At 46.3% G+C, this 13149-nt stretch carries 12 protein-coding genes; 11 read left to right on the forward strand and 1 reads right to left on the reverse strand.

What is annotated here, in order from left to right:
• Nucleotides 1–13 precede the first annotated feature (13 nt).
• From AC0OMU_RS13280 to AC0OMU_RS13310, 7 genes are all read left to right on the forward strand, one after another.
• Entirely contained in the window at nucleotides 14–1228 is a 1215-nt protein-coding gene (locus tag AC0OMU_RS13280; protein WP_003234422.1) for an NRAMP family divalent metal transporter, read from the forward strand.
• A gap of 23 nt (nucleotides 1229–1251) precedes the next feature.
• Nucleotides 1252–2025 (forward strand): putative hydro-lyase, encoded by a 774-nt coding sequence (locus AC0OMU_RS13285; protein ID WP_474241576.1) that lies wholly within the window; start codon nucleotides 1252–1254, stop codon nucleotides 2023–2025.
• Nucleotides 2026–2069: 44 nt separating this feature from the next.
• Nucleotides 2070–2792 (forward strand): 5-oxoprolinase subunit PxpB, encoded by a 723-nt coding sequence (gene pxpB, locus AC0OMU_RS13290; protein WP_029317303.1) that lies wholly within the window; start codon nucleotides 2070–2072, stop codon nucleotides 2790–2792.
• Nucleotides 2793–2794: 2 nt separating this feature from the next.
• Nucleotides 2795–3802 carry a 5-oxoprolinase subunit PxpC gene (gene pxpC / locus AC0OMU_RS13295; RefSeq protein WP_174616561.1) on the forward strand — a complete coding sequence of 336 codons (1008 nt, stop codon included), beginning with the start codon at nucleotides 2795–2797 and terminating at the stop codon, nucleotides 3800–3802.
• Between the two features lie 15 nt (nucleotides 3803–3817).
• Nucleotides 3818–4570: an IclR family transcriptional regulator gene (locus AC0OMU_RS13300; RefSeq protein ID WP_015482811.1), complete on the forward strand. Its 753-nt coding sequence runs from the start codon at nucleotides 3818–3820 to the stop codon at nucleotides 4568–4570.
• A gap of 63 nt (nucleotides 4571–4633) precedes the next feature.
• Nucleotides 4634–5263, forward strand: coding sequence for a spore germination lipase LipC (gene lipC / locus AC0OMU_RS13305; RefSeq protein WP_474241233.1), 630 nt, complete (start codon nucleotides 4634–4636; stop codon nucleotides 5261–5263).
• A 184-nt stretch (nucleotides 5264–5447) separates the two neighbouring features.
• The gene (locus AC0OMU_RS13310; protein WP_003240256.1) at nucleotides 5448–5693 is read left to right on the forward strand and encodes a YczI family protein; all 246 of its coding nucleotides are present in this window, start codon (nucleotides 5448–5450) and stop codon (nucleotides 5691–5693) included.
• Between the two features lie 5 nt (nucleotides 5694–5698).
• Here AC0OMU_RS13310 and AC0OMU_RS13315 read toward each other — a convergent pair whose 3' ends face one another.
• Nucleotides 5699–5986, reverse strand: a complete 288-nt coding sequence (locus AC0OMU_RS13315; RefSeq protein ID WP_014478859.1) for an antibiotic biosynthesis monooxygenase family protein — start codon at nucleotides 5984–5986, stop codon at nucleotides 5699–5701.
• Nucleotides 5987–6136: 150 nt separating this feature from the next.
• On the opposite strand from AC0OMU_RS13315, the gene pbpC reads away from it, so the two are divergent.
• The 4 genes from pbpC (at nucleotide 6137) to AC0OMU_RS13335 (ending at nucleotide 13139) form a co-directional block, all read left to right on the forward strand.
• Complete coding sequence (gene pbpC / locus AC0OMU_RS13320; RefSeq protein WP_474241234.1) at nucleotides 6137–8143, forward strand: penicillin-binding protein 3; 2007 nt, start codon at nucleotides 6137–6139, stop codon at nucleotides 8141–8143.
• Nucleotides 8144–8243: 100 nt separating this feature from the next.
• A complete protein-coding gene (locus AC0OMU_RS13325) occupies nucleotides 8244–9146 on the forward strand; it encodes an aldo/keto reductase (protein WP_474241235.1) in 903 nt (300 codons plus the stop codon).
• 185 nt (nucleotides 9147–9331) lie between these two features.
• A complete protein-coding gene (gene mtlR / locus AC0OMU_RS13330; RefSeq protein WP_100506702.1) occupies nucleotides 9332–11416 on the forward strand; it encodes a mannitol operon transcriptional activator MtlR in 2085 nt (694 codons plus the stop codon).
• 211 nt (nucleotides 11417–11627) lie between these two features.
• Complete coding sequence (locus AC0OMU_RS13335) at nucleotides 11628–13139, forward strand: class I adenylate-forming enzyme family protein (protein ID WP_015382796.1); 1512 nt, start codon at nucleotides 11628–11630, stop codon at nucleotides 13137–13139.
• Nucleotides 13140–13149 lie beyond the last annotated feature (10 nt).

The following is a 13149-nucleotide window of genomic DNA, read 5'->3' on the forward strand; positions in this document are numbered from 1 at the left end:
GGAGGAACAATAGATGGAGCAGCAGAAAAAGACAGCAGGAAAAAAAGCGGGCAGCTGGTCATTGCTGATGGGCGCCGCCTTTTTAATGGCGACATCAGCAATCGGACCGGGTTTCCTCACCCAAACCGCAACATTCACAAACACACTCGCAGCAAGCTTCGGTTTTGTCATCTTAATCTCTATTATTTTAGATATTTTCGCCCAAACCAATGTGTGGCGCATCATCGCAGTTTCTGGAAAACGAGGTCAGGAAATTGCGAATATGGTGCTTCCCGGATTGGGGTATTTCATCGCCATTCTCGTCGTGCTTGGCGGACTAGCTTTTAATATTGGGAATATCGGAGGGGCCGGGCTGGGGCTTCAGGTGCTGTTCGGCATTACACCTGAAACAGGCGCTTTAATCAGTGCCGTTATCGCCATTTTGATTTTTGTCATCAAGGAAGCAGGAAAAGCGATGGACCGTTTTACGCAAATCGCGGGATTCGTGATGATTATTTTAACGGTCTACGTTGCGGCGACGACAGCTCCTCCGGTCGGACAGGCAGTCGCAAATACATTCGTCCCGGAACACATCAGCATATTTGCCATTGTCACCCTAGTGGGCGGAACCGTCGGCGGTTATATCACATTTGCCGGGGGACACCGTTTGCTTGATGCCGGAATTAAAGGGAAGGAATCCATTCCGCAGGTGACAAAAAGCTCGGTTGTCGGCATTTTAATTACATCTGTCATGCGTATCGCTCTTTTTCTTGCGGTTCTAGGCGTTGTATCGAAAGGCCTGCACATCGATGAAAGCAACCCGGCGGCTTCTGTCTTCAAGCTGGCTGCTGGAAATGTCGGTTATAAAATTTTCGGATTGATCATGTGGTCTGCGGCGATTACGTCTGTTATTGGAGCAGCCTATACATCTGTTTCATTTTTCAAAACCTTTTCTCCAAAAATTGAAAAGAATTCACGGGGTATTATTATCGGATTTATTGTGGTTTCTACGTTAGCTTTTGTCACAATCGGCCAGCCTGCGAAGATCCTCGTCCTTGTCGGTTCACTGAACGGCTTAATTCTGCCGATTGCGCTCGGAACGCTGCTTGTTGCCGCCTACAAGAAAAACATTGTCGGTGATTATAAGCATCCGCTTTGGCTGACAAGCACAGGCGCGCTTGTAGTGATTGTAATGGCAGTTATGGGAATCTACACGTTATGTACACAACTTCCTCAATTGTGGAGCTGATATAAGTGGAGCAATTAAACAAAATGGCGCCAAAGGATGTACGCGCCCTGATACGAGAGGGGAAAATAAACGGGCCGACCGCTGGCATGTCCGGCGGCTACGCCCAAGCGAATCTTGTGGTTTTGAAAAAGGACCTTGCGTTTGACTTTCTGCTGTTTTGCCAGCGAAATCAAAAGCCCTGCCCCGTGCTGGATGTGACTGAAGCAGGTTCGCCCGTGCCGTCTCTGGCTGCGCCTGATGCTGATATCAGAACGGACTTTCCGAAATACCGTATTTACAGGCACGGTATCTTAACGGAAGAAGTATCTGATATTACGCCATACTGGGAGGACGATTTTGTCGGCTTTCTGATCGGATGCAGTTTCTCCTTTGAACAGGCACTGATCAATAATGGGATAGCTGTCCGGCATATTGATGAGGGGACAAACGTCTCGATGTATAAAACGAATATCGATTGTGTTCCGGCGGGGGCGTTTCACGGACAGATGGTTGTCAGCATGAGGCCGGTTCCTGAACGGCTGGCTGTACGTGCCGCACAAGTGACCTCGCGTTTTCCGGCTGTGCACGGAGGGCCGATCCATATCGGCAATCCGGGAGCAATCGGGATTCGCAATCTCGGGAAACCGGATTTCGGAGATGCCGTTTCCATTCGTGACGGCGAGGTTCCTGTTTTTTGGGCATGCGGGGTGACCCCGCAAGCCGTGGCTATGAATGTAAAGCCTGAAATGGTCATCACACATGCGCCGGGGCATATGCTCATCACAGATATTCGAGACGAGTCGCTTGCGGTGCTGTAACCTCTCGTCATCCTGATGAACGAGAAATAAAAGAGGTGAGAAAGATGACTGTACGATATCAAATCGAACAGCTCGGTGATTCTGCAATGATGATCCGATTCGGAGAAGAAATCAATGAACAGGTCAACGGCATTGTCCATGCCGCGGCCGCTTATATAGAAGAACAGCCATTTCCGGGATTCATTGAATGTATCCCGGCTTTTACAAGTCTAACCGTATTTTATGATATGTATGAAGTGTACAAGCATTTGCCTCAAGGCATAAGCTCACCTTTTGAGAAGGTCAAGCGCGATGTCGAAGAGCGGCTGGTAGAAATAGCCGAAGACTATGAGGTCAACCGCCGCATTGTAGAAATTCCTGTCTGCTATGGCGGTGAATTCGGTCCGGATTTAGAAGAGGTGGCGAAGATCAATCAGCTGTCACCGGAGGAAGTAATCGACATTCATACAAACGGTGAATATGTGGTGTATATGCTTGGCTTTGCGCCCGGTTTTCCTTTTCTAGGCGGGATGTCAAAACGCATTGCTGCTCCGAGAAAATCATCGCCAAGACCGTCGATTCCCGCAGGTTCGGTCGGTATTGCGGGATTGCAGACAGGCGTTTATCCGATTTCAACGCCGGGCGGCTGGCAACTGATCGGCAAAACGCCGCTGGCTCTTTTCCGGCCGCAGGAAAATCCGCCGACATTGCTGCGGGCGGGAGATACTGTGAAATTCGTTCGCATCTCAGAAAAAGACTATCACGCCTATAAGGAGGAGTCCAATTGAGCATGAAAGTATTAAAGCCCGGACTGCTCACAACGGTTCAGGATATAGGCAGAACGGGTTACCAAAAATACGGCGTTCTGGCCAGCGGCGCTATGGACACGGTTTCACTGCGCATTGCCAATCTGTTGATAGGAAACGGCGAAAATGAAGCAGGTCTCGAAATAACGATGATGGGGCCCGGTCCGTCGTTTCATTTTTCAAAACAGACACTGATTGCTGTGACAGGGGCGGACTTCACGCTGCGTATTAATGACGAGGAAGCGCCTTTATGGAAGCCTGTGCTCATCAAGGAAAACAGCACGGTCAGCTTCGGCCCCTGCAAACTCGGCAGCCGTGCTTATTTGGCGGCAGCCGGCGGCATCGAGGTGCCTGCCGTCATGGAAAGTAAAAGCACATACGTCAGAGGAAGCATCGGCGGACTTCATGGCAGAGCGCTTCAAAAAGAAGATGAACTGAACATTGGAGAGATGTCAGCTCTTTCGCAAACCATCCTTTCCCGCTTAAGTTCGCAGATTGGAAAACAGGGATTTGCAGCACCGAAGTGGTCAGTCAGCCGCGGCAGATTTCTGCCATTGAAGAAGAATCCCGTCATTCGGGTGCTGGAAGGAAAGCAATTTGCCTTTTTCACAGAAGAATCAAAAACGCGTTTTTATGAAGAAGCATTTCGTGTCACGCCGCAGTCTGACCGTATGGGCTACAGGCTCAAAGGAGAACCGCTCGAACTGAAAGCACCGCTTGAGATGGTGTCGGAAGCGGTTTCATTCGGAACAGTTCAGGTGCCGCCTGACGGCAACCCGATTATCCTGCTTGCAGACCGGCAGACGACTGGCGGCTATCCGAGGATCGCGCACATCATATCCGCTGATCTTCCGATTGTTTCCCAAATCATGCCGGGCGAGCACGTCCAGTTTGAGCCTGTGTCCCTTCAGGAGGCAGAAGCGCTTGCGGTAGAACGGGAACAGCATATAAAAGAACTGAAAACGAGAATGAAGATGGAATGGCTGACATAGCAAAGGGGATGAATGATGCAGAATAAAAATAAAACCGTAGTCAAATCTATGGCGCTGCTTAATTTGTTTTTGCATAAACCAAGCCTAACCTTAAGTGAACTGGTGTCGCTGACGGGAATGCCGAAGACCTCTGTTCACCGGATGGTCAGCTCTTTAGAGGAAATGGGGTTCCTCAGTCGGGATGTGTCCGGCGCTTATTCGCTGGGATTGGTGTTTTTGGAATTCGGACAGCTTGTCGCTGACAGGCTGGATATCAGAAAAATAGCGAAACCGGTGATGGAAGAGCTGTGCCGGGAAGTGGATGAAGCCGTGCAGTTGATCATGAGGGACGGCAATGAAGCGATATACGTTGAGAAAATAGAAGGGACACAGACTGTGCGGCTGTATACGGCGATCGGCAGGCGTTCCCCCCTATACGCGGGAGCGTGCGCCAGAAGCATTCTGTCCTTTCTTCCCCGTGAAGAAATCGAAGCATACATCAAACAAACCGAGCTCATTTCGATTGGCTCCGGAACGATTACCGATCCCGAGAAACTGCTTCAGGAGATTGATGCCTCTGTGCAAAATGGCTATACTGTCAGCTATTCAGAGCTCGAAAACTATACGGCGGCGATCGGCGCCCCGATCTTTAACCATAAGCATCAGGTGGCAGCCGGCATTAGCATTGCAGGCTTTGAAGCGAGATTTACAGAAGACAGGCTGCCCTATTTAACAGAAAAGGTGAAGGACGCCGCTTTACAGATTTCAAGAAAAATAGGATATACATAAGTAGCCAATCTTTTCTCTGCTGCGTACATTAACGTATCGACGTTCAAGAGTGGAGGAAAGAACATGGTGCTTCGATATACAGCTCTGGGCGATTCCTTGACGACAGGGAGAGGCTCCGGGCTGTTTTCACCCGGCTTCGTCCAGCGTTTTGGGGACATGATGGAAGCTGACTTGAAAACAAGAACGGCAATAAACATATTTGCCAGATCAGGCCTGAATACAGAAGAGATTTTGGGACTCCTCTCATATCCCTATGTGCAAAAATGCATTCGAGATGCTGATATGATAACGATCACAGGGTGCGGAAACGATCTCATCGATTCGGTCTTAGCCTACCAAACCTCTAAGGATGAAACGATTTTCAGCCGTGTATCCGCCCATTGCCATGAGAATTTTGAAAAGATGATTGCCAAAATCGCCGAGATTAAAGGAGAAAATCCTTCCCCGTACGCCATCCGAGTGTTCAACTTATACAATCCGTTTCCAGGCATTGAAATCGCCGGCAAATGGATCACATCCTTTAATTCACATTTAGAAACACTTGCATCAGCACCCCATGTCAAAATCGCAGATGCCTATAGTATCTTCAAAGGCAAGGAGCGGGAATATCTGTCCTTTGACGGTGTCCATCCGAACTGCAAAGGCTATCAAGCGATGGCTGAAGCCGTTCACAAGCTAGGCTATAAAGAATGATCAGTTTCATAAAAAACGCGCCTCATGACAGGCGCGTTTTTTATGTGTGATCGAAATATTAAAAGAAACTTAAAATTCTCTGTCTTCTGTTCTACAGACAAACAAAGTGCGCTAGAATAATGGAGGACGTAGGCAAATATAGCCATAACGTTCAATATTTCGTATATAAGGAAGGATGGTCCTTTTGTTTCGGATTTTTAAAATGTCTTTTGCGGTTATCATTATTATACTGGCGCTTATTGCTTTTAACTATACGGAACACACCTCTGTTATCCAATCGGTCATGCTCGTCTTTCTTGGCGCGGTCATGTTTATGCAGGGGCTTGAAGAACGCAAAAAAGAAAATGACGGCTCAGGCGCTTTTAATATTTATACCGCCGTTTTTGTATGGTCTGTCTCCCTTATCGGTTTTACACTTCATATTATATAAATCTATTACACATCCTGAAAATGCTCGACCGTCGGGAACGGGGTATAGAATCGATGAAGCAAGGCTTTCCACTCTTGATACTCTGAAGAACCGCGAAAGCCTTCCGTATGGTTCTCAAGTGTTTCCCACTCCACAAGAAGCAGATATTTATGCGTTTCCTCCATGCATTTTGATAACGAGTGAGTGATATAGCCCTTCATGCCGGAAATAATCGGCGCCGCTTGCCGGAATGCATCCTCAAACTCTTGTTCAAGGCCTTCTTTAATGTGAAGCATTGCTGCCTCTCTGACCATGCTATCCCTTCTTTCTGTCTTTTCAAATAGTCTACAGCAAACGATAGGAGATTTCTGCAAAATCGGTGAACTTTTCCTTCATTTTCAAAAAAATCTTGCACGCACCAATTCAATTAAGAGAAAATAACAAGTGGAAGGCAGGGGAAAGTCATGTTAAAAAAGTGTATTCTACTAGTATTTCTATGCGTCGGATTGATTGGGTTAATCGGATGCTCCAAAACAGATTCACCAGAGGATCGCATGGAAGCATTCGTGAAACAGTGGAACGATCAGCAATTCGATGACATGTATCAAAGCCTGACTAAAGATGTCAAAAAAGAAATCTCCAAAAAAGATTTCGTCAACAGGTATAAAGCCATCTATGAGCAGGCCGGCGTAAAAGATTTGAAAGTCACTGCGGGAGAAGTAGATAAGGACGATCAAGACAACAAGACGATGAAACATATCCCGTATAAAGTCAGCATGAACACAAATGCCGGCAAAGTCAGCTTCAAGAATACTGCTGTGCTGAAATTAGAAAAAACAGATGACGAGGAGTCATGGAATATAGATTGGGACCCATCGTTTATTTTCAAGCAGCTGGCTGACGACAAAACCGTGCAAATTATGAGCATTGAACCGAAACGAGGCCAAATTTACGATAAAAATAGAAAAGGTTTAGCTGTCAATACAGATGTTCCGGAAATTGGAATTGTTCCCGGAGAGCTTGGCGATAAAAAAGAGAAAGTTATAAAAGACCTCGCCAAAAAACTTGATTTGACTGAAGACGACATCAAGAAAAAGCTGAATCAAGGCTGGGTAAAAGACGATTCGTTTGTGCCGCTCAAAAAGGTCAAGCCTGACCAAGAGAAATTAGTTTCTGAAGCGACGTCATTACAAGGCGCAACAAGAACGAATGTCAGCTCCCGCTACTATCCGTATGGCGAAAAGACAGCCCATTTGACAGGCTATGTCCGCGCCATTACAGCGGAAGAACTGAAGAAAAAGAAAGAAGGAACGTACAGCGATACGTCTAACATCGGTATCGCCGGACTTGAAAATGTGTATGAAGACAAGCTAAGAGGCACAACTGGCTGGAAAATCTACGTGCCGCAAACCGGGGAAGTCATCGCTGAAAAGAAAGCAAAGGACGGCGAGGATCTTCACCTCACAATTGATATCAAAACGCAAACGAAGCTGTATGATGAACTGAAGGATGACAGCGGGGCGGCAGTCGCGCTGCAGCCGAAGACAGGCGAAACACTCGCCCTTGTCAGCGCGCCTTCCTACGATCCAAACGGATTTATTTTCGGCTGGAGCGATAAGGAATGGAAAAAGCTAAACAAAGATAAAAACAATCCGTTTTCAGCGAAATTCAATAAGACATACGCGCCAGGTTCTACCATTAAACCGATTGCGGCTGCTATTGGAATCAAAAACGGCACCCTTAAAGCCGATGAGAAGAAAACAATCAAAGGCAAGGAGTGGCAAAAAGATTCGAGCTGGGGCGGCTATTCAGTGACACGTGTGTCTGAGAGACTTCAACAAGTCGATTTGGAAAACGCCCTTATTACGTCAGACAATATTTATTTTGCCCAGAATGCGCTTGATATGGGAGCGGACATCTTCACAAAAGGCTTAAAAACATTCGGTTTTTCAGAGGACGTTCCGTATGAATTCCCGATCCAGAAATCGTCTATTGCAAATGACAAGCTTGATTCAGACATTTTGCTTGCGGATACAGGCTACGGACAAGGGCAAATGCAAATGTCTCCGCTTCACTTGGCAACTGCTTACACGCCATTTGTTGACAATGGAGACCTTGTCAAACCGACGCTGATCAAAAAAGATTCACAAACAGCTGATGTTTGGCACAAGCAAGTGGTCACCAAGGAAGGAGCGGCAGACATTACAAAAGGTCTGAAAGGCGTTGTGGAAGATGAGCGCGGATCAGCGTATAAGCCTGTCGTGAAAGGAATCACAGTGGCTGGGAAAACAGGAACAGCCGAGCTGAAAACATCAAAAGATGATAAAGACGGCACGGAAAATGGCTGGTTTGTCGGCTACGATTACAAAAACAAAGACCTGCTTGTCGCCATGATGATCCAAAATGTGCAGGACCGCGGCGGCAGCCACTATGTCGTTGAGAAAGCGAAAAAGCAATTTCAATCGAATTAAAATGTCTTTTTAAAAGGAGCGAAAGGAAAAAGGGGATCTGAGGCCGAATGAACTAGTAAGGGGCAAAACCCGGTTTATACAAAGAAAAGAGGGATTTTGCATGCAGCGTATTCAATTGGCGGAGGATCTTCAATTTTCAAGAGTCATACACGGGCTTTGGCGGCTGAATGAATGGAACTATTCAGATGCTGAACTGCTTAGCCTCATTGAATGGTGTATCGATCACGGCATCACGACCTTTGATCATGCGGATATTTACGGAGGCTATACGTGCGAAAAGCTGTTTGGAAACGCCCTTGCCCTTTCGCCTGGATTAAGAGAAAACATAGAGCTGGTCACAAAATGCGGTATCGTTCTTGAATCGCCTGAACGGCCCGCTCACAGATCGCATCATTATAACACAAGCAAATCGCATATTTTGGCATCCGTTGAGCAATCGCTTATGAACTTAAGGACGGATTATATTGATGTGCTGTTGATTCACAGACCGGACCCGCTCATGGATCCGGAGGGGGTAGCAGAGGCGTTTCAGGCCTTGAAATGCTCTGGCAAGGTCAGGTACTTTGGCGTTTCAAATTTTAAAGATCACCAGTATCGGATGCTGGAATCGTATTTGCCTGAGAAGCTTGTGACCAACCAGATTGAGCTTTCCGCATACGAATTAGAAAATATGCTCGACGGCACTTTGAACCTGTGCCAGGAAAAACGGATTCCGCCGATGGCTTGGTCGCCTCTGGCAGGCGGCAAAGTATTCACTGGAAACACGGATAAAGACCGGCGTGTCCGCACGGCGCTAGAATCTGTCCAAGGGGAAATCGGCGCCGCTTCATTGGGCGAGGTCATGTACGCATGGCTGTTCACGCATCCGGCCGGCACCATGCCGATTGTCGGAAGCGGAAAGCGCGAGCGGATTTCCGCCGCGATAAATGCGTTGTCATACAAGCTTGACCAGGATCAATGGTTCCGCATTTTTACAGCCGTACAGGGTTACGATATTCCATAAAAAGCATCAGCTTACCAGCTGATGCTTTTTCAATATTGTCACACCGCTTAGTGCCAAATTACCATTTATAAGTGATTGATTCTTTCTTGAAAGCGTTTTATATTAAAAGGAAACCTCTCTATATCCTCTACTGCATCTCCTTGCGACTTCATCCGCACATCAAGATTGTCTAGGAGGTCTTTTTTATGTATATGACTGCCAGAGAACAAAAGCTGTTAAAGCACTTATTATTACAAAACAGATATATAACCGTAACTGAGCTTGCTGAGCTGATGCAAGTCAGCACGAGAACCATTCACAGGGAACTCAAATCAATTAAACCGCTGATGGAAACCGTGGGGCTTACATTAGATAAACAGCCCGGTAAAGGGTTGAAAGCAGTGGGAAGTCCCGAGGATAAACAAAAGCTGCTTACTGATTTATCATATGAACAGCATGAATACAGCGCAGACGAACGGAAACTGCTCATTCTTTGTTCGTTATTAGAGTCTCAGGAGCCCGTCAAACTGTACACGCTTGCTCATGATCTCCAGGTGACGAATGCCACGGTCAGCTATGACTTAGATGAGCTCGAGAAGTGGATTTCTCCCTTCGGACTGACACTGATCCGCAAAAGAGGTTTTGGCATCCAGCTCATAGGGCCGGAGAATGCGAAACGGAAAATTGTCGGCAACTTGATTGTGAACCGTCTCGACATCCAAATGTTTTTGGAAGCGGTTGAATTAAACATCAAAGGAAAAACCGATTCTTCAGAGAAAATGTTCGGTGTTGTCAGCAAAGGTGAGCTGCTAAAAATGGAGCGCATCTTATTTCAGCTCAAAGAAAAAATCGCTTTTTCATTGTCCGACAGCTCCTATATAGCGCTTGTCGTCCATCTGACGTATGCGATCGAACGAATTAAGCTTGGGGAAACCATCACCATGGAGGAAAATGAGCTTGAGGAACTGAAGAATGCGAAAGAATACAGTTCGGCTCTTGAAATCGCGGGCGAGCTTGAACGTGCCTTCGGCGTGACGATTCCAGAGGCGGAGGTCGGCTATATTACAATCCACCTTCGAAGCGCCAATCGAAAATATAAAACAGAATATAAAGCGCAGGAAATTGAGCTGGAAACAGCCCTGCAAACAAAGCGGCTCATTGCTTTTATTTCAGACAAAATCAGAATGGATCTGACGAAAAACTACTCTTTATATGAAGGCTTGATTGCCCATTTGGAGCCGGCCGTCAGCCGCATAAAAGAAAATATTGAGATATACAATCCGATGAAGGAACAGATCAAGCGCGATTATTTTCTGCTTTATATGGCGATCGAAGAAGGCGTCGAAAAGTATTTTCCGGGCATGTCCTTTTCTGATGATGAAATCGCTTTTATCGTCCTTCACTTTGGCTCGGCTCTTGAAATCAAAAAAGAAGAAGCAAAAGTGAAAGCGCTTGTCGTCTGCTCAAGCGGGATCGGCTCCTCGAAAATGCTTGCCTCCAGACTGAAAAAAGAGCTGCCGGAAATTGAATCGTTTGATATGTCATCCCTGATCGAGCTAAAGGGGAAGGATGTTCAAGCCTATGATATGATTGTGTCCACTGTACCGATTCCTTATGAAAACATTGATTACATCATGGTCAGCCCGCTATTAAATGAGGAAGACGCAAACCAGGTCAAGCAGTATATCAAGCGGAAGATTCCCCTTATTCTTAACAAAAAAAGAAGCCCGAAGGAAGAGGCGCAGCAAGCTGATGTACCTGACATGCTAGAGGCGGCGGAAAGCATAGGGCGGTATATGGAGGTTATCCAAGATGTTCTGCACCATTTTACGCTAGCTCCACTCAAAACAAACCCGGATCATAGCATGCTTCTGTTAGAGCTTTTTCAACAGCTGAAAAAGGATGGCTTGATCCGTGATCCGGAAAAAGCTGCGGTTTGCCTGGCTGAGCGGGAGAAACAAGGGGGATTGGGAATCCCCGGAACAAACATGGCGCTCTATCATCTCAAAAATGATGAAATCGTCCTGCCTTTTTTCAAAATGTTTGATCTCAGCACCTCCTATGAAGTGGATGGCATGGACGGAAATACCCTCAGAATGACACGCATTCTCGTCATGATGGCGCCTAGCTCATTATCTGCTGAAGGCTCGGAGATTTTAAGCGCGATCAGCTCGGCAATTATCGAGAGCGGAGAAAGCATGGCGGGGTTTCAGGAAGAAGGAGAACAAGAATTGTATCAGCGGTTAAACCGCATATTTTTCACATGGATGAAAGAAAAAAACATACTGTAAACCTGCATGGCACACGTCAAAAATTTGGCGTGTGTTTTTCTGTGGATGGGGAACAAAATAAGAAAATGTGGGACTATTTTATCATTCAGTATTGGAATAATTCCAAAATGAAATAGTTTTACAAGTTATCTTTTTTGGGTTAAAATGGGTGATGCAGGGAAGAAAATCTAACAAATTATTGAAGATTCAAGAGAATATAGGAGATGACGATATGGAAACATTACAGCATCTGATTCTGCATGACATGCCGAATAGCGAAGAAATAGAGGCTGTAAAAAGCGGAGACCATACACTGACATATAAAGGTTACCGTAAACGGATTAATCAGCTGGCGAATGCCATGCTTCAAAAAGGAATTCAAAAGGGCGACCGTGTTGCATTGCTTTGCAAAAACGGCCATCCCGCATCAACTGTTATGTTCGCCGCACTTGAAATAGGTGCTGTTGTCGTACCTGTCAGCTGGCAGTTGAAACCATATGAAATGACAGGCATTTTAAAAGCAAGTGAACCGAAAGCGATGTTTTACGGAGCGGAGTTTAAAGAGACACTGGATGAAGTTCTTCCTGAATTGTCCTCACTGTGTGTAACAATGGAAACAGGAACAGCTTACGAAACATCGGCTGAATTTGAAGCGCTGTTTGCAGGTCCTGATCATTTGCCAGAGACGGAAATGGTTTCCCCTGATGATACAGCACTTCTGATGTTTACATCTGGAACAACGGGAAACCCGAAAAGATGCATGATTACACATGGCGGCATATACAGATACGTTAAAAAATCCAACAGCTCAATAGCACGCATGAAGGGCCTTCGTTTTCTCGCGTGCCATCCGATTTATCATACGAGTGCGCTCATTTGCATCATGCTTGGAACGTTTGCAGAAACAACCTTTGTGTTTACAAAGGATCAAGATCCTGTTCACATGCTGAAGGTCATTGAAGAAGAAAAAATTCAAACTGTGATGGCTCTTCCTGTGTTTTACACGTATTTGCTTGAAGCGTGGGAAACGCATCAAACCGACTTATCTTCGCTTGTGATTTTAATGACAGGCGGAACAAAAGTGCCGAGCAGCCTGATCCGCCGCTATCTTGATATCGGCATTCCGCTCGCGCACGGCTATGGAAGCACTGAGGCTTGGGGCATCAGCACATGGCTGCCTGAGATGGGAATGGATAAAGCGGCATCTGCGGGGAAACCTGTGGAAGGCGTTAAAGTCAAAGTCGAAGATCCTGAGACGGGAGAAGAACTCCCTCAAGGAGAAATCGGCGAAATCGTTGTTCACACGCCATTCTTATTTAAAGGCTATGAAGACAATCCTGAAGCAACAGCGAAAGTGCTGAAAAACGGCTGGTTCAAAACCGGAGATTCAGGATATGTAGATGAAGATGGCTTTATTTTCATCACGGGACGCTACAAGGATGTCATTATTTACGGAGGCGATAACGTCTATCCTGATCAGGTTGAAGAAGTTATCCAGCAGATCCCGGGAATCCTTGAAACGGCTGTGGTCGGTATTCCAGACCCGCTTTACGGTGAAAAACCGAAAGCTTTTATCGTGAAAAATGGCGGCCAGCGCATCACGGAAGAGGATGTCATCGCATTTTGTAAAGAACGCCTGTCCGCTTACAAAATACCTGAAGTTGAATTTGTTAACGAACTGCCGAAAAACAACCTTGGCAAGGTGAAAAAAGACGTCCTGCGCAATCAGGCTGTACATTCATAAAAGAAGAAGC

The organism is Bacillus sp. FAU18, assembly GCF_056033885.1.

Coding starts and splice junctions, on each gene's coding strand:
- AC0OMU_RS13280 (WP_003234422.1), top strand. CDS start 14: ATGGAGCAGCAGAAAAAGACAGCAGGAAAAAAAGCGGGCAGCTGGTCA.
- AC0OMU_RS13325 (WP_474241235.1), top strand. CDS start 8,244: ATGCAGCGTATTCAATTGGCGGAGGATCTTCAATTTTCAAGAGTCATA.
- lipC (WP_474241233.1), top strand. CDS start 4,634: ATGGTGCTTCGATATACAGCTCTGGGCGATTCCTTGACGACAGGGAGA.
- pxpB (WP_029317303.1), top strand. CDS start 2,070: ATGACTGTACGATATCAAATCGAACAGCTCGGTGATTCTGCAATGATG.
- pbpC (WP_474241234.1), top strand. CDS start 6,137: ATGTTAAAAAAGTGTATTCTACTAGTATTTCTATGCGTCGGATTGATT.
- AC0OMU_RS13315 (WP_014478859.1), bottom strand. CDS start 5,986: ATGGTCAGAGAGGCAGCAATGCTTCACATTAAAGAAGGCCTTGAACAA.
- pxpC (WP_174616561.1), top strand. CDS start 2,795: ATGAAAGTATTAAAGCCCGGACTGCTCACAACGGTTCAGGATATAGGC.
- mtlR (WP_100506702.1), top strand. CDS start 9,332: ATGTATATGACTGCCAGAGAACAAAAGCTGTTAAAGCACTTATTATTA.
- AC0OMU_RS13335 (WP_015382796.1), top strand. CDS start 11,628: ATGGAAACATTACAGCATCTGATTCTGCATGACATGCCGAATAGCGAA.
- AC0OMU_RS13285 (WP_474241576.1), top strand. CDS start 1,252: ATGGCGCCAAAGGATGTACGCGCCCTGATACGAGAGGGGAAAATAAAC.
- AC0OMU_RS13300 (WP_015482811.1), top strand. CDS start 3,818: ATGCAGAATAAAAATAAAACCGTAGTCAAATCTATGGCGCTGCTTAAT.